The sequence below is a fragment of the Xanthomonas maliensis genome, from assembly GCF_009192945.1.
GTDB classification, from domain to species: domain Bacteria; phylum Pseudomonadota; class Gammaproteobacteria; order Xanthomonadales; family Xanthomonadaceae; genus Xanthomonas; species Xanthomonas maliensis.
In genome coordinates this window covers 53,511-75,593 of record NZ_NSET01000022.1, presented here as the reverse complement: position 1 = coordinate 75,593, position 22,083 = coordinate 53,511, and the positions used below count along the sequence as shown (strand labels likewise).

21 protein-coding genes are annotated in these 22,083 nt (G+C 60.0%); 7 read left to right on the top strand and 14 right to left on the bottom strand.

All coding sequences use genetic code 11. The features are described 5' to 3' along the window. Positions 1-70 precede the first annotated feature (70 nt). From CKY51_RS07305 to CKY51_RS07280, 6 genes are read left to right on the top strand one after another with little or no spacing between them, the layout of a single operon-like run. Entirely contained in the window at positions 71-523 is a 453-nt protein-coding gene (locus CKY51_RS07305) for a hypothetical protein (protein WP_238319576.1), read from the top strand. Further along, positions 520-1,059, top strand: a complete 540-nt coding sequence (locus CKY51_RS07300) for a DUF3304 domain-containing protein (protein WP_152249048.1) — start codon at positions 520-522, stop codon at positions 1,057-1,059. Before CKY51_RS07305 ends, CKY51_RS07300 begins: the two co-directional genes overlap by 4 nt. After that, on the top strand, positions 1,056-1,538 hold the full coding sequence (locus CKY51_RS07295) for a DUF3304 domain-containing protein (protein WP_152249047.1): 483 nt from the start codon (positions 1,056-1,058) through the stop codon (positions 1,536-1,538). The genes CKY51_RS07300 and CKY51_RS07295 overlap by 4 nt, the downstream gene beginning before the upstream one ends. Then, the gene (locus tag CKY51_RS07290; protein ID WP_152249046.1) at positions 1,535-2,014 is read left to right on the top strand and encodes a DUF3304 domain-containing protein; all 480 of its coding nucleotides are present in this window, start codon (positions 1,535-1,537) and stop codon (positions 2,012-2,014) included. Before CKY51_RS07295 ends, CKY51_RS07290 begins: the two co-directional genes overlap by 4 nt. Next, entirely contained in the window at positions 2,001-2,510 is a 510-nt protein-coding gene (locus CKY51_RS07285) for a hypothetical protein (RefSeq protein ID WP_244952523.1), read from the top strand. The genes CKY51_RS07290 and CKY51_RS07285 overlap by 14 nt, the downstream gene beginning before the upstream one ends. 1 nt (position 2,511) lies before the next feature. Further along, the gene (locus CKY51_RS07280) at positions 2,512-4,515 is read left to right on the top strand and encodes a phospholipase effector Tle1 domain-containing protein (protein WP_152249045.1); all 2,004 of its coding nucleotides are present in this window, start codon (positions 2,512-2,514) and stop codon (positions 4,513-4,515) included. 159 nt (positions 4,516-4,674) lie between these two features. On the opposite strand, the gene CKY51_RS07275 is transcribed toward CKY51_RS07280, so the two are convergent. The 3 genes from CKY51_RS07275 to CKY51_RS07265 form a co-directional block, all read right to left on the bottom strand. Continuing rightward, positions 4,675-5,031: a BRCT domain-containing protein gene (locus CKY51_RS07275; protein WP_152249044.1), complete on the bottom strand. Its 357-nt coding sequence runs from the start codon at positions 5,029-5,031 to the stop codon at positions 4,675-4,677. Positions 5,032-5,175: 144 nt separating this feature from the next. After that, positions 5,176-5,622, bottom strand: coding sequence for a hypothetical protein (locus CKY51_RS07270; RefSeq protein ID WP_152249043.1), 447 nt, complete (start codon positions 5,620-5,622; stop codon positions 5,176-5,178). Then, a complete protein-coding gene (locus tag CKY51_RS07265) occupies positions 5,612-6,880 on the bottom strand; it encodes an AAA family ATPase (protein WP_152249042.1) in 1,269 nt (422 codons plus the stop codon). The genes CKY51_RS07270 and CKY51_RS07265 overlap by 11 nt, the downstream gene beginning before the upstream one ends. A 649-nt stretch (positions 6,881-7,529) precedes the next feature. On the opposite strand from CKY51_RS07265, the gene CKY51_RS07260 reads away from it, so the two are divergent. Next, the gene (locus CKY51_RS07260; protein WP_342354109.1) at positions 7,530-8,744 is read left to right on the top strand and encodes a tyrosine-type recombinase/integrase; all 1,215 of its coding nucleotides are present in this window, start codon (positions 7,530-7,532) and stop codon (positions 8,742-8,744) included. A gap of 434 nt (positions 8,745-9,178) precedes the next feature. Here the strand turns inward: CKY51_RS07260 and CKY51_RS07250 are convergent, their stop codons facing one another. The 11 genes from CKY51_RS07250 to CKY51_RS07200 form a co-directional block, all read right to left on the bottom strand. Next, positions 9,179-9,382 (bottom strand): hypothetical protein, encoded by a 204-nt coding sequence (locus tag CKY51_RS07250; RefSeq protein ID WP_022972489.1) that lies wholly within the window; start codon positions 9,380-9,382, stop codon positions 9,179-9,181. After that, complete coding sequence (locus CKY51_RS07245) at positions 9,379-9,819, bottom strand: hypothetical protein (protein WP_031339835.1); 441 nt, start codon at positions 9,817-9,819, stop codon at positions 9,379-9,381. Before CKY51_RS07245 ends, CKY51_RS07250 begins: the two co-directional genes overlap by 4 nt. Before the next feature lie 302 nt (positions 9,820-10,121). Then, positions 10,122-12,755 (bottom strand): baseplate megatron protein TIM-barrel domain-containing protein, encoded by a 2,634-nt coding sequence (locus CKY51_RS07240; protein WP_152249040.1) that lies wholly within the window; start codon positions 12,753-12,755, stop codon positions 10,122-10,124. A 9-nt stretch (positions 12,756-12,764) separates the two neighbouring features. Further along, on the bottom strand, positions 12,765-16,766 hold the full coding sequence (locus CKY51_RS07235) for a host specificity factor TipJ family phage tail protein (RefSeq protein WP_211904871.1): 4,002 nt from the start codon (positions 16,764-16,766) through the stop codon (positions 12,765-12,767). Further along, complete coding sequence (locus CKY51_RS07230) at positions 16,757-17,143, bottom strand: NlpC/P60 family protein (protein ID WP_022974286.1); 387 nt, start codon at positions 17,141-17,143, stop codon at positions 16,757-16,759. Before CKY51_RS07230 ends, CKY51_RS07235 begins: the two co-directional genes overlap by 10 nt. Beyond that, complete coding sequence (locus CKY51_RS07225; RefSeq protein WP_022974287.1) at positions 17,140-17,601, bottom strand: DUF1833 family protein; 462 nt, start codon at positions 17,599-17,601, stop codon at positions 17,140-17,142. Before CKY51_RS07225 ends, CKY51_RS07230 begins: the two co-directional genes overlap by 4 nt. After that, on the bottom strand, positions 17,598-17,954 hold the full coding sequence (locus tag CKY51_RS07220; protein WP_022974288.1) for a hypothetical protein: 357 nt from the start codon (positions 17,952-17,954) through the stop codon (positions 17,598-17,600). The genes CKY51_RS07225 and CKY51_RS07220 overlap by 4 nt, the downstream gene beginning before the upstream one ends. Continuing rightward, positions 17,954-20,812: a phage tail tape measure protein gene (locus CKY51_RS07215; protein WP_152249039.1), complete on the bottom strand. Its 2,859-nt coding sequence runs from the start codon at positions 20,810-20,812 to the stop codon at positions 17,954-17,956. The genes CKY51_RS07220 and CKY51_RS07215 overlap by 1 nt, the downstream gene beginning before the upstream one ends. Further along, positions 20,809-21,177 carry a DUF1799 domain-containing protein gene (locus tag CKY51_RS22815; protein WP_280524685.1) on the bottom strand — a complete coding sequence of 123 codons (369 nt, stop codon included), beginning with the start codon at positions 21,175-21,177 and terminating at the stop codon, positions 20,809-20,811. The genes CKY51_RS07215 and CKY51_RS22815 overlap by 4 nt, the downstream gene beginning before the upstream one ends. Next, positions 21,117-21,419 (bottom strand): phage tail assembly chaperone, encoded by a 303-nt coding sequence (locus CKY51_RS07205; protein ID WP_152249037.1) that lies wholly within the window; start codon positions 21,417-21,419, stop codon positions 21,117-21,119. Before CKY51_RS07205 ends, CKY51_RS22815 begins: the two co-directional genes overlap by 61 nt. Continuing rightward, positions 21,416-22,060 (bottom strand): phage tail protein, encoded by a 645-nt coding sequence (locus CKY51_RS07200; protein WP_022974291.1) that lies wholly within the window; start codon positions 22,058-22,060, stop codon positions 21,416-21,418. Before CKY51_RS07200 ends, CKY51_RS07205 begins: the two co-directional genes overlap by 4 nt. Positions 22,061-22,083 lie beyond the last annotated feature (23 nt).

The following is a 22,083-nucleotide window of genomic DNA, read 5'->3' as shown; positions in this document are numbered from 1 at the left end:
TGGACTCCTCGCCTTGCTTGCACTGCTGACTGGCTGCAAGGATGGCCTGTCGCACTCGAGGACCGTGTGCGTGAGCGGCTACAACGAATATGAAAAGCAGATCCATGAGTTCTGGCTGGATAACGAGTCGAAGTCCGGATGCTTCGGCAATCCTCCTGGCAGATCCGATGGAGATCCATGGGGAGGCGGCGCAAAATTCGCCTGCGGCTGCAAGGTGACTCCAGGCAAATCGGTGACGCTGCAATGGTCCTTCGTCCAATCGGTCGAGGACTTCGACGCCGGCAAAAAGGCGCAAGAATTTGCCCTCAAGGTGACGATTCCCCAGCCCGAATCGCGCAGCTCGCGCTATCTGCGGGTGTACTTCCGCAAGAACGGCACCGCCTCGCTGCAATGGGTCGATGACATGGGAGTGGACGAACTCCCCCCAACACCGGACAAGCAAGCGCCGGAGTCGCCCGCACAGCCAGCGCCAGCACTGACAGTCCAGCACGCCCCCAGGCCTCGCCCAGGAGCGGCACCATGAAGCCGTTGCACGTCGTGGCTGGCGCCACCATTGCGCTACTTGCGGGCTGTACGAACGGTCTGCCGCAGGCAAGAACCGTCTGCGTTACTGGCTACAACGAGTACGAAAGGCAGATCTACAGATTCTGGCTGGATAGCGAAGCAAAATCCGGATGCTTCGGAAATCCCCCTGGGCGATCCGATGGAAATCCATGGGGAGGCGGAGGAAAATTCGCCTGCGGCTGCAACGTCACTCCGGGCAAAGTCGTCGATCTGCAATGGACCTTCGAGCAAACCAGGCAGGAATATGACGCCGGCTTGAAGCCAGAAGAGCACACCATTCGGGTCAAAATCCCGCAGCCGGAATCCAGTCGCTCTCGATACTTCAGGGTCTACTTCCGCAAGAACGGGACCACATCACTGCAGTGGGTCGATGACATGGGAGCGGACGAGCTAGCGCCGACGCCAGACGTACGGAACCCGAGTGCATCCGTACAGCCAACGCCCAACCCGACAGCCCAACCGGCCATCATGCCTCGCTCGGGAGAATTGCCATGAATCTTTCCAGAGTCGTAGCGGTGGCCGCCGTTGCGGGACTGGCAGGCTGCTCGAACGGGCTATCGCACGCCAGGACCGTCTGCGTCACCGGCTACAACGAATACGACAGAAAGATTCACGAGTTCTGGTTGGACAACGAATCCAAGGCTGGCTGCTTCGGAAATCCTTCCGGGCGTGCTCCCGGGCAGAACTGGGGCGGAGGCGGCAAATTCTCGTGCGGTTGTAGCGTCACCCCTGGCCGGACAGTCAACCTGGAGTGGACCTTCGTATTGCCCAAACAGGACTTCTATGCCGGCAAGCCACCGGAGCAGCACTCTGTCCGGGTCAAAATCCCGCAACCGCAATCGGCCACCTCACGCTATTTCCGAATCTACTTTAGGAACAATGGAACCGTATCGCTGCAATGGGTCAATGACATGGGCGCTGATGAGCTTGCACCGACGGATCAGCGCGTGGGCCAGCGGGGGAATGCACCATGAGCGTAAAAACCTCCCTTCCATGCATTGCGCTTGTGCTTCTAGCGGGCTGCACCGTCGATGGCTCGCACTCGAAAACAGTCTGCGTCACCGGCTATAACGAGTACGAACGGCATATCCATGAATTCTGGCTGGACAACGAAGCAAAATCCGGATGTTTTGGCAACCCGCCTCGCAGGGAGAATCCATACCCCTGGGGCGGCGGCGGCGCGTTCTCGTGCGGCTGCAATGTCACCCCAGGTAAAGAGGTTAACCTCTATTGGCGATTCGAACGGACCAAGGCCGAATACGATGCCAATGCCACGCCGGAAGAACATACGATTCGCGTAAAAATCCCTCAGCCTGAGTCCCGCACATCGCGCTATCTCAGGGTGTACTTCCGCAGGAACGGGACCGCATCGCTGCAATGGGTCGATGATATGGGAGCTGACGAGCTTCCTCCGACTAAAAAACAGGATAAAAATGATGCACAGCACTAATAAAAAGTATTTCCACCTCAAAAATTTACTCAAAAGAACCGCAGGGCCCATCGCCTTCATCTCAGCCACAATGATAGCGGGATGCACCGACGGATTTTCGCAATCGAGAACGGTATGCGTTTCAGGATATAATGAGTACGACAGACAGATTTATCAATTCTGGCTGGACAGCGAAGCAAAGTCTGGCTGTTTCGGCAATCCTCCGAAGCGATCAGAAGGATATCCATGGGGCGGCGGCGGAAAATTTTCCTGTGGCTGCAAAGTTACGCCCGGAAAAGAAGTAAATCTCTACTGGAGATTCGAACGGACCAGAGCTGAGTACGATGCCAATATAAAGCCAGAGGAGCACACGATCCGCGTAAAAATCCCTCAGCCTGAGTCAAGTAAATCACGCTATTTCAGAGTTTATTTCCGCAGAGATGGAACGGCATCACTTCAGTGGGTCGATGACATGGGGGCTGATGAACTCCCCCCAACTGCGAATCGAGATCGATAGCATGAGTAGCCAAGATATAAATTCTGAATATAGAGCCGCTTCGCTTGACCGCACAAAGGTTGAAGCAGAGCAGCGCTGCCCAGCATGCCAACAAGTGCTTTGGACGACGTTTTGTTTCGATGGCTTTGGCTTTTCAGATAAATATGGCGTTGCCAGCAATATTGCAAAAATCCATGCAGCGTTGATCGAAGATACGGCAAAAGGCGCTAGAGCCTTCTATTATCCAGGCCTTGGTGCTGAGTACGACCCTGAGACTGAAGCATTGACAGAAGCACTGGGTGGAAAAGCTGAAAAAGAGCTCAAAGACAAGGTTGCATCTACTCCCAAGGACACCGCTAAAGGCGCGGTGATGGATGTTTGGAAAGAAAGCGAGCGTTTGAGCGACAAATCCTATGCTAGCCGCGCAGCCTGGACAGCAAATCAATTAGCCGAACGCGCGAAAAAGCAAGGCCGCAAGATCGCCAGGACCATCCAGAAGCCCGTAACGACCGTAGCGAAGGAGGGTTGGAAAACACTTCGGAAAGAATGGCGTGCCCTATGGCGAGATGTCGTCAAGCATCCGTGGCGAGCAGCCAAGGAGGCAGGAGCGGCTGTTGCAAAGAACACAGCAGGATACGCTGCGGAGAGTGTAGGCCTGATACGTGACTCGGCGTTGAGTGCAGCACTCTTCAATACGGGGGTAGATACAAGATTGAAGTCGGCAGAAACCGACTTCAAGGCCGCTTTTGCACTGGCAAAGCGTAAGCTACCGGTGCATCGAATTAATGTAGCAATTTTCGGCTACGACATGGGAGGCGGAATCGCGTTGGCCTTCAGCAAGATGCTTATCGACGATATTTGTCGAGGAGGCAACTATGAAGGTGTGGAGGTAAAGATCCGCTTTATGGGATTGTTCGATTGCGTCGCAAATCGTTACGACGACAACCTACTGACCGGCTTCATCCCTCTCAGTAACAAAGTTTCCTCGGAGATGAAGCTCCTCAAAGAAGTGGAGCGTTGCGTGCATTACGCTGCTGCGCACGAACTTCGCTTTTACAAGCCATTGACCATTATCGGAGGAAATCAGACAGGAACAGGAAGTCGCCAGGAAATTTTGTTCCCTGGAAGTCAGGTTGATGTAGGCGGCGGCGCAGGCGCGGAAGATACAGGTGTACTTGATGGGCTTGCACGTTACCCATTGCAGTTAATGTATAACAAGGCTTATGGCGCAGGCATTCCAATGTCAAGCTTTCAGAACATGAAAGCAGATAGCCCCGACCTATACGCGAGATTTGAAATTAGCGAAGAGGTTAAAATATTTCAGAGAAATTATCGAAACGCTGTAACGAGCCTTGTTGAGAGCACACAGGAAATAACCCCTGAAATAATCCGGCTCAATCTTCCTTATGTCTGCAGTTACGCCCCTCCTGACCGGCGCACGACTGATCAGCAAACGCAGTGCTTCGTTCCGCCTGAGCCGATAGTGGTAAAAACTTTGCCCAAGGATATACAAGGGCAAATGAAGGGCCACATGATCATCTACATCCAGTGGCTGCGGATGTGGTACGAACAGTTCGGCACGACCGCCACCGAGCAGACCGGCTCATGGCTGACCAGCGCCCCCAAGTATCCGGCGGCCAAGGGGCGCTACGACAAGCTCGCATCCGAATTGCGCTACCTGGAGCGCAATGCGCGCTCGGTCGACACCTTCACCATGGAACAGGCCAAGAAGCAGCTGGACGGCGAAGTCGCCCCGAACATCTTCGTCTCCGACCCACAGGGACAGGCCCTGTACTGGATCTGGAACAACCCCGGCAAGCGCCAACCCGAAGTCGAATCGCTCTACCCCGGCTTCCTGAAGTACATGCACGACAGCATGGCCGAAAGCGCCCTCGAAGGCGCCTACGGCTCCCTGGTCCTCGCCAAGCACTACATGAACAGCCGCCCGATGCAAAAGATCGAAACAAAACCCGACAAGAGCTTCCTCAAGGACCTGTGGGATTCGTACCTCAACCTCTACAAATAAAGCTGCTTTGTAGTATTGAACTCAATAGGCCATGCACTATTCATCGAGCCGATCATTACCCAGCAAAATGGAACAGCCGAAGCATCATCCGAACGGAATCAGAACCTCTAAATTGAAAAATCATAGCAAGCATGAAAGCAATCATGCAGCATGGGGCGATCAGTTCCATTCGCCCGTCGACAAGAATTTTTCAAATTGATGACGCTCTAAAATTCGAACATTGCGCTGAGTTGCCTCTTCGATCTTTTTCGCACCGGCAGCAGCACCGGCACACAAGATCCAGCAATCCTTGGTTACCTTAGTCACCACCGTCAATCCGTTGCTCTTGGCCATCTCTGCCAATTCTGATTTTTCGGCATCAGTGAAGCCGGTGAAGCAAATCTCCAGCCCCTTCTCACGCTTCGGTGGAGCGGTGGCGTACACATGGTCCCATGCTTGTTGATCTGTCATTGAGAGGATATCCGCCTCGGCAAGTCCCCGTTTACGCAAGATCTTAGCGACTTTTTCAGACGGCATCTGTTAGTACCCCTTCATCAAGTTGACCACGGAAGTTTTCAGTCGGTAAGCGGACGCTGAGTCAGCGCCATTGACTACGATGCCCTGGAGCTAGTAAGCATGAGTACGAGCGCAGCGCCACCAAGTGCTGGCGATCCCGAAACATCACGCTCCGAACAGGGCTGCGAAGTTATGCTCAACGTTTGACGCTACAATCCTTAGTCGCGCGCGGTGCTTTTGCTGAAAAGCGTTTTGAAGACGAAGTGACCTTGAATCCTGCCGCGGCACGCGAGTACACACTACCAGAGCACTTACCTTTTGCGTGCCTAGGCTACCGCTGCACTTCTTGAGCAACTCCGCAGTTGCGACAACTTGCTCAACGGCACGCCCGACCTCCTTTCCTTTGAGCTCAACGATTAGACTTCCGACCTCGTGCTGCGTGACGACATAATCGGCTGCAAGCTCGTGCTTGACAACTCCACCGTCAACTCGAGTTATGAAAAATTTCTTCTTCTTAGGGTTCAAGAAAACCGCAGACTTGCCATTCTCAACAACTTTAACTTTAGAAACATTTGTAACCTCTCGATGGGGCGCACAAGCATTAGCGGACATAGCGAGCCTCCAAGTCCAAAAGGTCACTAAACTCAATGCCTGTCCTCTCAGATACCTCGTCGATATAGTCCGCATTGATAAGACCGTATTCATCCATGATAGGCACAAGTGTCCGGTTTTGAATAGCGTATGCTGTAGCCTGCCTAGGCGCTATTCGCGCGTCAGCAGGTACAATCGAATCCAATAATTTGCGTGCTTGAGCAGGCAACGACTCTGCAAGCTGGCCCGCCTTTATGAGCGTATTAATCTTTGCCAGGACATAAGGGCTATGGGTTGTAAGAACAATTTTCCTTGAGATCGCCCCCTTAGAGCCAACCTTACGCTTTCGAGACTCACTAATTCGAGCAAACATCTCAACAAGCGATGTTTGCGCATCCGGGAACAAATGAGCCTCAGGCTCTTCAATAAACACCAGCGCCGGCCCCTCCTTCCAAAGAGCAAAACCAAGAGCATCTAGCAATGGGAGCAACTCTTGCTGACCTGAGGAAAGCGCACTCAAGGGAATATTGCGACCGTCATCCGTGGCAAAGTACTGCTTGTTTCGCTCTTGCACCATTTTACCGCCCATTAGCTCTTCAATCTTCCGAAGGAGCTGACTTTTTGCGTCTCTGTAGAAGCTACCTTCGCGGAGCGCAGTAACCAACCTACCGAAGTTATGGACAACGGGATCCAGCATCGTTTGATCATCGAAGGCGGTCACAATCTTCCCCACGCTCGTGAAGAATGACCTACCAGCCGGGATATAAAGAGGCTCCTCAGGGAGATCCGCACCAAACGCAGCCTCCACTCCCTTTCTAAGGGAGTCGAACAGGCTCCAGTGAACGTCAAACTGCTCCTGACCAGCAACATGTTGCTTCTTGGCCTTGATATAGGTTTCAACCGTTGCCTCAATTAACCTTTCAAAAGGCTCAGAAAGCTCAATTTTGCAACTATACTGCCCGTTTCTCGCCTTACGTCCCCGATCAACATTTATCGAATATTGGCCAGTTTTAAACTTAATTGCGAATTTCTTTGTCCCCCAAGTCGATGGGGGAAACCACTGCAAAAACTCTTCGATCAGGCGCTCTTTTATTTCAGCTGCGGAGCTTCCGTCACCCACCCAACCAGGAATTAGCAAAGGAAATCGATTGAAGAAGTAGAATAGCTTGCATATAACGCTTTTGCCACTGGCTTGCGGACCGATAATGACGGTGAGCGGCGTCAATTCCAGTAGTGCGGTATCGATACAGGAAAAAGAGTGAACTTCTAACGTACGCAAGATTGCCTCCCCTTTGAATTCAGATAGCTGCGCCGGAAGGTTAGCAAGACTACCGGCAACTGACTAGCGCGGCGACGGCCGATTAGCCACCGCTAACCTAGAGTAAAAAACCAAATCTTCCTCCCCGCTACCAGACGGCAGCAGCGTCTGAGATGGCTAGTTGCCGCCCCCGGTCTTCCTGCAGGTTTTGCGACGGCGGCTACTAGGAAACGGCAATCATTCATCGTCTGGATAAGCCATTCGTTACCCCATCTGTACTGCGAGCGTGAATATATCGGCTAAAAATGCGTCTCACTTCAGTGAGGCGGGATAAGTAACGAAGTAACTGGGAGCAAGGACCCGGGACCGAACGAATCGCGACCTGGGGATCATCGTTTACTAAGGCGCACATCACCTGGAATTATTATTTCATTAGAAAATAATCTATAAACGACTGGCGGCAAGCGGATGACTTAGGAGACAGTACGCCAAGCCGGATGGCACCAACCAATGGTTTTGCAAATCAACTGCTTAGCGGGTTCAATGGCGTATAGATATGGCGGAGAGAGTGGCCGATATTGCTGTCTCACCTAGCCTCATGCCTTCCCAAGACCTAGGCGTATCAGGCTGTGAGACAACCACCCCATACCATCTTGTCTCACCCAATCGCATGGCGAAGTATGGGACAAAGTATGGGACGCTCCTGATGCCCAGGCCGATCAACCGGCTAAGCGCCAGGACCGTGCAGACCGTTACCAAAGAAGGCTATCACGCCGACGGCGGCGGCTTGTACCTGCTGGTGAAAGCGAGCGGCGCCAAGTCGTGGGTACTGCGCTATCGGCGCGCTGGCCGCCTGCGCGAGATGGGTCTCGGCTCGACGTCGCTGGTGACGTTGCAGGATGCTCGGCAGTTGGCGCTCGCGCAGCGCCGCTTGCTCCTCGCGGGCCAGGATCCAATCGCAGAGCGGCAATCGGCCCGGGCAACCGGCATGACGTTCGGCGAGTGCGCGGACGCATTCATAGACAGCCAGCGATCAGGCTGGAAGAACGATGCGCAGGCCGAGCAATGGACGCAGTCGCTGAAGGACTACGGGCCGCCGCGCGACACCCAGGTCGGCGCGATCGATACCGCGGCGGTCATGGCATGCCTGCGCCCGATCTGGAACACGAAGACCGAGACAGCCTCGCGGGTGCGTGGACGCATTGAGCGCGTGCTGGACTGGGCGCGAGTGCATGGCCGGCGCGAAGGCGAGAACCCGGCGCGCTGGCGCGGGCACCTCGACAACCTCCTTCCCAAGCCGGCCAAGGTGCGCAAGCCTCAGCACCATGCGGCGATGCCCTACTGCGATGCGCCGGCATTCATGGCACGCCTGCGAGAGCGGGATGCGCGCAGCCGGCGCGCACTGCAGTTCACGATCCTGACGGCGGCGCGTACCGAAGAGGTGACCGGATCGAGCTGGTCTGAGTTCGACCTGGCCGCCGGCATCTGGTCCATCCCAGCGGCACGAATGAAGGGAGCCCGCGACCATGTGGTTCCATTGTCTACTGAAGCGGTGGCGATCCTGCAGAGCCTGAATCGAAAGCTACCGCCCTTCGCGATGTCCGAGAACACCATGCTTTACCTACTGCAGAAGCCGGCCCCAAAGGGCTTCGGCCTGCCTTTCACGGTGCACGGATTCCGCTCATGCTTTCGCGACTGGGCCGCCGAGACTCAGGACACCCCAGGCGAAGTGGTAGAGATGGCGCTGGCGCACGCCATACGGAACAAGGCTGAGGCCGCCTACCGGCGCGGTGCGCTCATCGACAAGCGGCGGATATTGATGCAGGCTTGGGCCAACTACCTGGCCGGCTTGCGCCCAAACTCGGCCGCCACCTCGAAAGCATGAGCGATCGGCAGCATTGCTGGCGGCTGCACCAAGTCATTCCCGGGGATCCGCAGCGATAGCTCGGCCTGGCCAGACTCGGTGAGTCGGACACTCGCAACCACATCCGCACCGCCAGGGCCAACGCGCAACAAGTCCCACTGGCCCCGGTCTGTAGCTTCTCCCACCACAGGGTTCAGCCAGTGCAAGCCGGCAGGCAAGTCCGGCAACATCACGCCTTCGGGCGCAATGACGGAGGGCTCTCTGGATCGCTGCAGGGCAGCACGGTGGGCGGATCTGGATGGCATGTCGGGACCGTCTGGGGCATGCCAGCATCCTACCGGTGCCGGTCGCACCGGCTGCGACGATCGGTGCAGGCTCGGCCCTGCTGAGGCGCATCGGCTTGCGCACCCATCGGTCTCGGTTCGGGCAGAGTACGGTTCCCGGGCTGCGGTCACTCAGTGACTAGCCTGATCATTGGGTGGTCGCTTGGAGGCCTTACGACGCTTCTCGAACTGGTGCAGGATCGCACCGAGGATCATCAGGCCCGACCAGACCCAGATCGCAGCCTCACCCATGTAGTGGGAGGCTGCCCAGGCGATCGCCGAGACCACCAGGCCCACAATCAGCAACAGCGCTCCGTCCTTCGTCTTGCCGCTCATGCCGCGGCTGCCAGGGAAGCGTAGTAACGACGACCCGGGCGCTTGTAATCGTAGATCTCAGGGTGGGCAATCAGGATGCTGCGGACGCGGTCGCTACTCAGACCATTGCGGCTGGAGTAGGCCAGGACGTCGACCAGGCTGGTGCCGCAGGACAGGGTCCGGCCCGTGGCCACCGCGGCGCTCCCCACCGCGGCGCCCAGATACCAGGAAGCGCCCAGCGTGCCGATCGTCGTAGCGATTTCCACCTTGGTGCCGGCGTTGACGAGCTCAAGCACCGTGACCTTAGGCCCCATCTTCTCTGCCAAGGTGAGCATGGCGCTGATACTCCCCACAATCGCAGTGCCGGAGCCGTAGAGGCCCGGCGCGGCGAGGCCTAGGGCCTCCATGTTTTCCTTGTAGTAGGCAAACCAAGAAGGCTGGGTTGGGCACCGTTCCATGACGCAACTCCCCTAGGTGTAAAAGACCAAATTATGGTTCAGCTCGTCCGTCATTACCGGACCAGTGTCACAGTGCTGGTTGCCTATTAGGGACCGTCACCAGACCCGCCACGCGACGCGCCTCTGCTAGCCTGCGCAACGCCGAGAATGGCCAACTGACGCCGGCCTGGCACTGCTCAGGCGCCACGCGGGTGAGCAGCCATCGTGGCTCCGCGTCCGGCATGTTTAGGATGGCCCTGCCGCAGTGCGAAAGGTATCAGAAATATGGGCACCTCGGTATCAGAATTTACCGACTCGATCCCTCAGAGAATCGAGCCGTTCCGCAGTATCCGGTCGTGATAAAGCGTGCTGCCGCCCGCCAGCTTGCCGTTGAGCGAGTGCCCGAAGACGGACATCGGTGCATCGGAGTAATAGAGCGCGCCCCCAAGCGTGGCGGCCATCGCTGCGGCCGGCCTCGCATCCAAGTTGTACAAGCAGATCGACTTGAGCATGCCCCGCTGCTGCAAGGCTTGCATGTAGCGCAGCGTTTCGCGCAGCGCATAGAACTGCTCGAACGGGGCGTAGTTGAAGCTGCTCCCGTAGGATGCGTACACCTCGGCTGGCTTCCAACCCTTCGCAATGAATGATTGGTAGATCGTCCGCGTGGTGCTGTTGAGGATCGCCGGCAACGACATGGCCGAGCTGCCCAGGTCCGCGTAGACGAACTGGCTAGGCTCGACGCAGGTGCCGCCGATCGACGCATACCCTAGCTCGGTGGCAGAGATCTTCTTCATCTTGGGCACCCAGGCCGTGCGCACGCCCGCATAGGTGTCGTCGAAGTGGAAAGTGCCGCCCCAGCGCACGCCGTCGCGCACGAAGGTCAGCTGCAGGCGGTGAGCCCGCATCGGAGTGAGGTTGCTGTTGGCGTTGTAGCCGCCGACGAAGAAATCAGCGCTGGACGGGATCGCCGGCCGTTGGGCGGCTGGGATCGTGTACTGGGATGTCACCCCGTCGTAGACGACGGTCAGCACGCCGCTGGCCAGGTTCATCACAGCGGCGAGCGTGTGGGCCGCTGTGTTGAGCGTGCCCAGGTCGGCGAAATACTGGTTTCCGTCTGGACCGACGCCGAGCTTCACCAGGAATCCGTCGATCAGTATCTCGATCGCCCCGCCCAGGCGCAGCACGCGCGCGTAGTTGCCCGAGGGCGGGCCGCTGATCTGGAAGTCCAGCTCGAGACGCCACTCGCTCTGCGATCCACCGCTGAACGTCGGTGTCTTGAACAAGCCATAGCCGGCGCCGGCGGTGCCGTCGCATTGCAGGTAGGTCGCTGTGCCGGCCGGCGGGAAGTGCGCGCCCGAAGTGCCCGGGTAGACCAGGCCGGGCGCCACTGCCACCACGCCGTTGCCGGTCATCCCAGGCAGGCCATATGGGTCGTAGCTGCGGCCGTAGCCGGCCTGCGGGCTGGCCTGCGCGATAAATCCAGCCTGCTTCGACACGTAGTGCGCGCCCTGCCAGAAACCGACGGTGTTCTTGATACCGGCGCTGGCATCGATGGGCGTGCGCGTCTCATTGGCCTTGCCTTGCCCACTGGAGCCGCTCAGCTTGCGCTGGTTGCTGTCAGACGTGCTGTAGGTGTAGTCCATGTCTTCGCCTGCCGCAAGGCCAGCGACGACGCTCTCAGCGCTACCCGTAACGCCAGAGGTTAACCGGAAGTACCACTCGATGCCGACCTCGTCGATATTAGGCTGCGTCCAAATGGCATCGACGCGGAAATCGGTGCCCACGCCATACTCGGTGTAGTTGGCGGCATAGGTTATGCGGCACTCCGGGAAGGCGGCGCGCACGTCAGCCGCAATCTGCGCGCAGGCTGCCACCCACATTGCCCATTGCGCATCCGGCGCTGACTTCTCGATCGCACTGAACTCCGAAGCCAGATACCACCAGGCCGGCGTGATGCCGTTCCCACGAAACAACGCGATGTAGTGCGCATGCATGGCCTTGTAGCTGTCTAGCCACGGCGAGAACAGCTCGGTGCTCGTCCAGTGGAAGAAGCCGCGCCAAACGAGGGACTGGGATTCGGCCAGGCCGCTGCCGCTGACCCGCCCGAGTACGATCGGGACAAAGCCCACTTCGTAGCCACGATCGAGCAGATGTTTCATCCCCCGCACCTGCGCACCGTCATCCTGCGTGCCGCCGGCATACCCCTGCAGCTGCAGCGCGCCGGAGGCAACCACTCCACCGACGCTCCATTGCGTCGAACTGGAGAGCTTGCTGGCGATATCGGCGTTGATTGCAGGCTGCACGACGCCGGGGTTTTTGCCGTCGACACTGCTGCAGACCGAAAACCACTGCGTCCAGACGCACACGGTGCGCACACCGATCAGTCGAGCCAGGTCGTCGCGCACGGTGAAATGAAAATTGGCCTTGGCGTTGGCCAGCGTCACGTTGTTGACGGTCTCGTCCATTACGGTATTGAAGCCGCGCCCAGCTGTGTCCACTTGGGCCACCGTATCGAGATCGAACTCGTTGAATGGCGTCAGCATGACCGCATCGGCATGCGCAACCGCCGAGCCTATGTCTGCATGCACAGCCGTTGCGTCGATCGCATCGCGACTCGGATAGCGCCCGATCTCCTCACCAATCAGGCCGGACTTACGGTACAGCCCGAGATAGCTTCCAGAGTCCATGGTAACGAAGAACAGCTGCGCGTCGCCGACGGCGGCGACGCCCTCGGCGACTGATTCAAAGATCGCAATGCCCCCGCTTCCGCCACCGGCCAAAATGGCACTGAGGGATGGAACCGTGATTGTGCTTCCATCTGTGACACTGATCGATACGGTGGGCTGATCGGTCGTGAAGAACTCGACCTGTTCGCCGGTGAAAATGTTGTATTTCTGCACCAGCGCGACGACTTTGTTTGCGAGCTCCGCATTACTGAGATAGCCAGGGTCAGCCATATGATTTCCTTAGCGAGCGCCGCGAATACGGCCATTGATATTGGTTAGGCTGATCGTCTGACCGTTGATCTGCTGAATGACGAAACGGAAATTGTTTGCGACCGCAGTCCAGTCATCCAGATACATAAAAGCCATAGACGCGTTGGTGAATTTAAAAATCGCGTACTCGCGACTGGTGATATTCCACCACTCGGCAGGGTTGTTCGGATTCTGCCGCTGCAGAGTAATGGTGCAGCTGGTAGCGTCCTGCCCGTCGCCGGTCTTCAGTTGCAGGGCCAGCACTAACTCAGGTCGATGTGATTGCGTGGCGTTAAGCGGCGGATCCAACCTGAATACCGGGCTGACGCCACCGTTGCTGATCGAACCGCTCCAGCTGACAGCGGTCGAGGTTTCAAAGGAACCGGTGATGCTGCGCGCAGACACGTCGCCACGCACTTCAACGTCACCGCCGAACTGCGCGGTGCCGTCTTTGCCAATGCGCCAACCACGGTAAATGCCGTTGGCGCCATCCCAAAGGTAGTTGAGGGACTTGATCTCCTCGCCGATCTTCGCATTGGTGATTGTGCCGTCGCGAATCATTGCGGCGTTGAAGTAGGCAACACCGCCGACGAGCTCAAAGGGGTAGAAGTACTTCCCGTTTACCGTCTGATTCAGCAGCACCAGCCTGTCGGCCAGCATGACGATTTCGCTCTGCGCCACTCCGCCACTGCCGTCCACACCGACACCGATGCCAGCCAAGTATGCCCTGCCGTTGATCGTCGTCTGGACCTTCACGTTGTGGTAGGCCGAGAGCGTACCGTTGATGTTTGTAATCGCCTCTGAGGTTTGCTGCACCGTGGCCTGCAGATCGCCTGTCGCCGCAGCGACTTGGTGCTGCACCAGCGCATTCGCGCCCTCTTCAGTAACGGAGGTCTCCTGCAACTGGGAGATGTAGGCGCGGTTTTGCACCTCACGCCCGTTGATCTGCGAGATGTTGATCTCCTGCTGGATGATCGACTCGGCCTGCTCGTCCACCTGCTCGATTGTCTCGACCAAGCGCTGTTCATTGATCGTCAGCTTCTGGATGACCTGGACCAGTTCTTGCCCCAGATTGTTGGTCAATGCCTTCTGCACCGTCAGCATTGTGTTCGACAGGTTGCCGCTGGTGTTCATTGCGCGAATGGCGAACGTCCAGCTTCCCGCTTCCGGCAAGGTCGATTCAAAGGCTGAGGCGTGGTACCCGTCCTCATCGCCCAGCGGCGTCATGGCCGACCAGTTGGGATTGGGCACGCTGCCGGCGATGTAGCGGATCTGCACCCCTGTGTAGTCAGGGGAGCGGATGGTGTCCGCGTCGAATGCCCAGCTGTACCGCCGGATCCCGCCGTCCAACTCATCGATCACGAAGGAATCGACGTTGACCGGCGCCGAGCCCGCCCCGGTGGTCGTGTAGGTGCCGCTGGCGGCCACGCCGGGAAACCCTTCGGGGTTCATCGGCCGGACCAGGATCGGGTAGGTGCCAGCGCCAGGGATGCGCCAACGCGCCGTCCGGGTGATGGTCTCGGCCACCATCTCCAGCTCTTGGTTGCCGTCCATATCCGACATGACAACCGTGCGCCCCACCGGCCCGGTGATGTCGAAGGTGGCCACCAGCTCGGTGTAGACGGTGTCGCCCTGCACCACCAGCTCCTCGCTGATCTTCAGGTTGCTGGCGATCGGGCGCGTCCGAAGAAGCGAAGGGTTCTGCGGCGCGGTGTACTGGCCGGTTTTCACGTACTGCCAGAACTCTGGCGGCTCGGCCACCACCGATACGCTGGCGCCCTTGAGGTCGCTTTCGGGCTGGATGCCGACCACGCGCACGCGCAGGCCCGGGGTCTGCTTGAAGTCGTAGATCCAGATGGTGTCGTGCGCCGGGTTCATCGCGGTGTTGCCCGGCAGGGCCGCATCGTTGGGCCAGGCGTCCACGAGCGTGACCGTCTTGGACTCGCCGGCGAACGGCTGGATCTTGAATACCCGGTAGACCTTCTCACCCGGGATGCGCAGGCCGATGTAGGCGCCACTGGCCGGCGGCGCGGGCACCGCCTCGTCCAGCGTCAAGGTCACCGTGCTCCCGACCTTCACCGCAGCCATCACGCGCCCGCCGTACCCCCACTGGGTCATGTCGTGCTGCAGGGCCAGGTTAGAGAGCCGCTTGTAGCTGAGGTGCTCCAGGTCGGTGCTGTAGCTGATGTCCTTGTACTGGAACAGCGACTGCGCCAGGTGGTAGCGGGCCAGCTCTGCGGCGTGCTCCGGGCGCGTGACGCCCTCCCCAGTCAAGCGCGCTGGGTTGAGCATGGTCTCCACGCCCGGCGCCTTGACGCGCACCGGCAGAGGCTCCCAGGTTGCTCTGTCGTAGTAGGTGTATTCGATGCCGTCGGCGGCGTTGGCCAGGGTGTAGTCCACCTGGAACTGCGCCTTCTTGATGGTGGCCATGTTGACCACGCCACCCAGCGGTTGCTCGTCTGCAGCCCACACCACCGACAGCTTGCCGCCCGCCCAGGAGATTTGGCCCAGGCCGGCCAGCGCCAGGGCGTTCAGCATCTCCTCGTGGTTGCGCGCGTCCTTGATTGAGTAGTCGTAGGTGTAGTTGTTCGCCGCGCAGTGAAGGGTAAACGCTTGCAGCGCGGGCACGTCGATCATGTCATCGGGCAGGCCGATGCCGGCGATGCGCTTGCCGGCCGAGCTGAAGTAGCCGCGCGCGTACTTGAGGATTTGCGCGCCTGGGTTCGAGGTCTCCTGATTGGCCCACGTGGTGCCGTTCCAAACCGCGATGGCTTCGGTGTGGGCAACGCCCCGGATCTCGTTGGGGACGCCATTTAGCTGGCCTGTCGCCTTGATGCGGATACCGATCCGGGGAATGCCCTCGTAGGTCGCTTCATCGGCCTGCACGCTGCTCAACGTGGACCACTGGAACGAGTTCCGCTGCGTGTTGGCGCCGGTGTAGTTGCCGTTGCCCAGGATACGCACGCGCACGTCGTACTGGCCGCGGGCCACGTCCTTGCCCAGGGTCGCGCGCTTGGTGGTCTGAAGGTCCTTGCTTTGAAAGTTTCGCGAGATCAGCGGCGACCACTGGCCGGTGCCGACAGGTGCGTATTCCGCCTGCACGACCTCGGACACGTAGTAGGGCTTCCCCGAGGTGCCCACGCCGCCAAGGATGTACTCCAGGTTGATCTGGATGCGCAGCGTGTCGGCGCTCGTCGTGCGCGTGACCCAGGCCGTCGAATCCGGCAGCTCGCCGCCGTCCACGGTATCGACGTTTCCGAACAGCGGGATGGTCTGCTCGGGCATGCCGGAGAAGCCGCTGAACCACGTGGTGACGCCCTCGTAGGAGGACAGCAGCGCGTCGCCAAGGTACAACGCATCCATCCGAGCCACATTGATGCCTGGCGTCAGCACCATGGCCACGTACTGGTCGTTGCCCTCGTAGTAGGTGTAAGCGTTCGTCAGCACGTCGGGAGTGACGCGCACGGTGCCTAGGGTGAGGGGGAGCGGCTGATAGGGCCTGGGCTGGTTGCGCGCGGCGCCGATGCTGTAAACCGAATCGGCGGACTGCGCCGATCGGGCCTCCTGCTTGGGGCCTAACGCCTTGTTGATCAGCATCGAGCCCGCGACGAAGACCGCGCCGGCTACCACTGCGCCGGCCAGACCGCCGATGGAACCGGCGATGCCGGCATAGGCGCCCAGGCCGAAGGTGAAGTAGGTCAGCGCGATCATCGCGACGATGTAGAGCGCCTGTTTGCGCGCCACGCCGCGGACCTCGATCAGCGTCCCATCCTTGGGCCGTACCCGCTCCATGACTTCCACCGGCACCAGGACGCCGTTTATGCGCACCTCCCAGGCATCTCCTGTCCAGTCCGGCACGTTGCGGCGCAGGAAGCCGCCCAACGTCTCGCCGTCCTCGATCTTGGCTGCCAAGTTGGTCTGGCCGTCCAGGACGATCGGGTGCGGCGTGCACACCAGCCTGCTGTGGCCCGGCAGCGCCTCCATCACGCCCATGCGTAAAAGCCCTCCACCGGCGCCCCGAACCCGGCCAGTTCCCGAATCTTGTGGATCACCGCGCACCCGTTCTTCTCGTTGCTGTGCAGGCAGTGGCCCTCGTGGGCCAGCCAGAAATAGACGCCAACGTGCGCGGGCCGGCCGCGCTCGTACATCACCACCAGGTCGCCGTCCTGCGGCCGCTCGGTGCGCACGCCGTAGGGCTTGGACAGATCCCCCAAGGCCACCTGCCCGCGCGCACCGCGAGGCCTGGCGCTGGGCAGGACCACCTCGCGTCCAAACAGCTCGCGCTGGACCAGCACCACAAGATCGGCGCAGTCGCAGGTGTCCTCGTCGTAGGGGATGCCCACGAAGCGCTCCACGTCCGCCAGCCTCACGAATGGACCCCCGGGGTCAGGAACGGGGTGTAGCGCAGCAGCACCGCCTGCTGGCGCATGAGGAAGTCCACGCCGCACTGCGCGGTCGCGGTGGTCGGGTTCACGCTGACGTGGGTCATCGGCAGGAACCACGTCTGCACGATCACACTCGGCGCTTCCGTGTCGGCGATCATCAGCTTGGCCGTGACCAGCTCGTTGGGCTGCAGCGCCTCCAGATCCTCGGTGATGCCCCGGCCAACGTTGTCGATGGTCAGCACCGTGCGCGGTGTCTGCCCGGCGGTGTCGTCCGGCAGCTTGATGCCGAAGGGCACGCCGATGTACTCCACGCCGTTGCTCACCCAGTTCTGCGTGTCGTTCACCAGGCGCAGCACGTCGGTGAAGCTGGGCGCGCGGACCTCCAGGAACAGGAGGACGCCACTCGGGTCCGTGAGCCGCTGGCGATTCTCGGTGAAGCTCATCGCAGGTACTCCAGCGTGACGTTGCGCTGGGACACGGCGAAGTAACCGGCCAGGGGCGTGAGCGTGCCGATGTCAGCGTTTCGGAACCGCGCCTGCCGGACCACGCCATCCTTGGGGCTGGTCCAGGAGAAGAAGCCCACGCGCCGCAGTTCGTTGAAGTACCAGTCCTCGAAGGCGAGCTCGTCGGCCTTGGTCATGAAGAGGACGGTCCCGGCCACGCTCACGAGAACCTGCGAGTTCTGCACGCGCTGCTTGGGCATGCCGCGCTCCATCTCAGTCCGCAGGATGGACGGCTCGAAGGTCTCCGAATAGGTGCTCAGCGTGAGGCGGGCGTAGCTCGGCCAGGTCGCCATCAGACCGTCTCCCTCATGCTGTAGCGCTGCTTCAGCACGGGCCCGATGGGGCTGCTGCCATCCGCCAGGCGCCCCGCGATGCGGCCCTCGAACTGACCAAAGATCACCTCGACATCGAGCCCGTTTTCACCCTGCGACACGTTGACCTGCGGATCACCGCTCGGTGCACCATGGATGGCGATGTTGACGTTGGGCTGCGACAACAACCCAGGACCACCGGAGCCGCCCACCATGCCGCCATTGGCATACCCGTTCAGCTGATCCAGATAGTTGCGGCCGATGCGACGCGTCGATTCGGCATTGATGACGTACTCGCCGCGGTGGACATAGCCGGCAGTGTCGTACTTGCCGCCATCGCCGGTGTAGCCGCCGTTCGCCCAACCGCCACCGGTGAACTGTCCAACGTTGCTGCCGAAGTTGTAGTTGCTCCCTGCACCAGTCGATGCCTGCCCAATATAGGTGGAGCCCGAAGCGCCGGCACCACCGCCAAGGCCGCCGAACAACGAACCCAGCGCGCCGATGATCGCCTGCTTGGCAGCAATACGCGCCATGTCGGCGATGATGGAGTTGGCCAGCGATTTGAAATCGACCTTGCCCTTGGTCGTGAACTGCACCAGCGCGTCCTCCATCCCCCCGAAGAGGTTGTCGAACAGGCTGGCTGACTGGCCCGCGATGTTTCGCGCGTCATCCGCGTAATTCGCCCATGATGACTTGGCGCCGTTGACCCAATCAGCCTGCGCCTCGGCCATGCTTTGGTAGCCGCTGCGAATGATCGCAACTCGGGCTTCTGTGGCCGCGCGAACCGCGGCGATCTCTTCGTCGTAGGCCTTGGCATTGGCGGGGTCTGCGGTCTTCTGCAGCGATAGCTCGGTCAGGCGCTTGGCCTGCTCCCGATAAACATCGTTGACCCGCTCTTGTATTTCATACTCACGATCGCCGATGCCAACCTTGGCAACCATCGCGTCCATCTGCTGTTGCAGTGCGTCGGTGCTGGCATCGAGTGCTGAGGCATAGGACCGAACACCAGCGTTGCGAGATTCAATTGCCACTTTTTCTTGGGTGGTCAGTGTCTGCTGCGCAGCGGCCCCGTCGATGCGCACCTTGGCCAGCTTGGCCTCCAGCTCGCCGATCTGCTTGTTGACGTTGATGGCGTCCTTGCCGCTGACCGCCTGCGCGCGCAGGTATTCGATCTGGCTGGTAATGGTTCGGGCGTCCGTGCTGGTGTTCTGCTCGGCGAGCTCGCGCATGCGGCTGTAGTAGGCCTCTGCCGATACCTGGCGAGCCTGGAACTCGGCTTGCAGCACCTTGGTGTCGGCAGAGATCCTCGCCCGCTCTTCGGTCTGGTCGTCGGTGAAGCCCTGCAGTGATGCCGTTCGGCTGGCACCAGCGGTGCTGACCGGCTTCTTGGCATTCTTCCGCGCATCTTCTTCCCGCAGCGCATTCTCGCGACGGGCGATGTTCACCGAGTCGACGCCGGCGGCGTTGGCCTTCTCCTTCATCTGCGCGATGCGCTGCTCCAGCGTCAGCTTCGCCTCTGCGAGCTTGATCGTCTGCGCATCAAAATCTCGATTGGTTTGAGCGGACTTGAGCCTGTCGGCTTGTGCCTCCGCCTCCAGCCCGCGAAGCTTGACGAAATCCTGTTCCCGCTTCTTCGCAGACTCAGCGGCTTCCCTGGCCTGCCGCCGCGAGTCGGTTGTGCCGCTGAAGTTGTCGCCCACGTCGAAGGCGCTACCGTCAGCAAAAGCCCTCGCAATCTGGGCCAAGCTGTTGGTCAGCGTCAGCGCATGCTCGCCCACACTGGCCGTGCTGTTGTCGATCCAAACCTTCAGGTCTTCCCAGAATCGTTTGGCCTCGCCGTAGTTCTCCCGGACCTGCAGCACCAGCGCCTGCTGGTGGTCGCTGTAAATTTGAATGGCCTCATTTGCGGCGGCTTGCTTGTTGCCCTCCTCCTCCAATGCGCGGATGCGCTCGTACTGCGCAGCAGTCAGGAAGTTCTCGGTCTTGTTGAGCGATAGCAACGTCTCCAGCGGCTTGTCGCCCAGCTTGACATAGGTCGCGACCACATCCTCCACGGATGAACCAAGCACTTTCGACGCATCAGCCGCGGCGCGGGAAACGGTCGCCAAGTTCTGCGCGCCGATCTGTCCCGATGCCACCACACTCTCCACCGCCGCAGCAGCGGTGGATGCGCCCACGTTGTTTTCGAGCTCGGCGGCGAGCTTCTGCATCTCGCTCGCGGTGGTGGCGGCGACGTTTCCGCTTTTTGCCAGGGCTATAGCGTAACGATCCAGCACATCATCGGCTTCGTACGCGGCGTAGCTGACCGCCGCGATAGCTGCGGCCGTGACGCTGTACGGATTGACCAGGCCCAGCAGCGTTGAGCTCAGCGCCTTCGCCGCCGGCACGATGCCGCCGAACATATCCTTCAGCTGGCCGCCCTGCTGCAGAAGCACGGTCAGCGGCTTCTGGCCGCCCTGCAGACTGACTGCGATATCCGTGATTTGCGCCGGCACACCACGCATCGCTGCCGTGTAGGCCTTGGCCGACATACCGCCGGCGTCCATCTCCTTGCGCTGATTCAGCAGCGACTTGCGCAGCTGCTCCAACGCTTCCGGCGCCGCGCCGCGGGCACCAGCATTCAGGAGCTTCATTTCCTCGCGCGTGCGGCCCAGCGAGTCGTTGAACTTGAGCACTTCGAGCGTGGCGCGCTTTTCGGCCTGGCTCATCTTCTCGAAGCGCGCTTCGAACTCGGCTCCCATCGAGGAAACCAAGCTCTTGGCATTGCTGATACCGGCATTCATCGACGCGGTATCGATCAAGATATCGATTCGCGCAGTGCCAAGGTTTGCGTCGGTCATTTGCCTTTGCTCTTCAAGATGTAGTCCAGCGCGGCCGACTCCAGGACACGGACAGCGTCCATGTCGATCTCGGAGTTCGTTACACGTCGGTCGAGTTCGCGATACACCACCAGGTAATCCAGGCCTATTGGCCCAGCAGCCCCCATGCGCCACTGCGTGCAGCAGTCACAGAACACGCACCATGCGTCCCAGACCTCTGGCCATAGGTCCACCGAGGGACGGTCAACGTCGTCCTCGGTGAGCCCGAACTGAGCCAATTCCTCGGCGGCCGGGGGACGCCAGTAGAAGGCCCCGACCGCCGCTCTCAGTTTTTTTCCAGGTCCACCCGTCTTGCTCGGTAGTAGCCCTGGATGATTCCCTGGCACACGCCCATGTGGTCGTCCTCCAGCTCGTTGATGCCTTCGACCGACAGCGGATAGTCCGTGTCCCAGCTGTCGAGCAGGAACAGGATCACTTCGGCGACGCTTTTGCCCTCGGCAATGAGGGTGTCGACTTCCGCCGGCTTGCGATTGATGAACACCACGTCGAGCTGGAATTTCTCAGCCACGCCGGCGAACTTAAGTGGTGCTGCGATTTTCTTCGGGGCCTGCCCGCGCTTGATGCTCACAGTGCGTACCTCACCGGCTCGGCCAGCAGCGACAGCGTGGCCTGCACAGCCATGATCTGATTGACGGTCAGGCTTGGCGTCTTGTTGAGCGAAACGTAGGCGTTGTACAGCAGCACCGAGCCAGACGGCAGCAGGATGCGCACAGCGCGCGGGATGCGATCGTCGTTTGCTGCGGAGAGCACCTGATAGCCAGCAAGCGACGGATCGTCGGCGATGCCGAAGGTCAGGCCCGAGGCCGACTTCACGGTCGGCATGCGCTTTTCCGAGTCCGACTCGAGGAACTGATAGGTCAGGAATTGCTGCTCGCCGCCGTCACTGGCCGAGCTGAGGATCTGCGCGATCTGGGTCCATGCGGACACCTTGCGGAACGTGCCGCCGCCGCTGCCGGCGGGGTAGATCGCCGTGTTGGTCGCGTCGATGCCTTCCATCGCAAATTGGCTGGAAGTCGGGGAAGCGACGCGCACGATCTTGGAGGTCAGGCGGGACCACCCGCTGGTTACCTCCACGAAGTCGCCGGCGGCCAGCGTATTGGCCGCGGTGGCCACGCTGGGGCTGGCGTTGGATGCGGCGGTGATGTTGGAAGCGGCAGCGTAGCCGCTCGCAATGAAGATCAGTGCGCCATTGGGGAGTGATACAGCCATAGATTTGCCCTCCTTGGGGCATG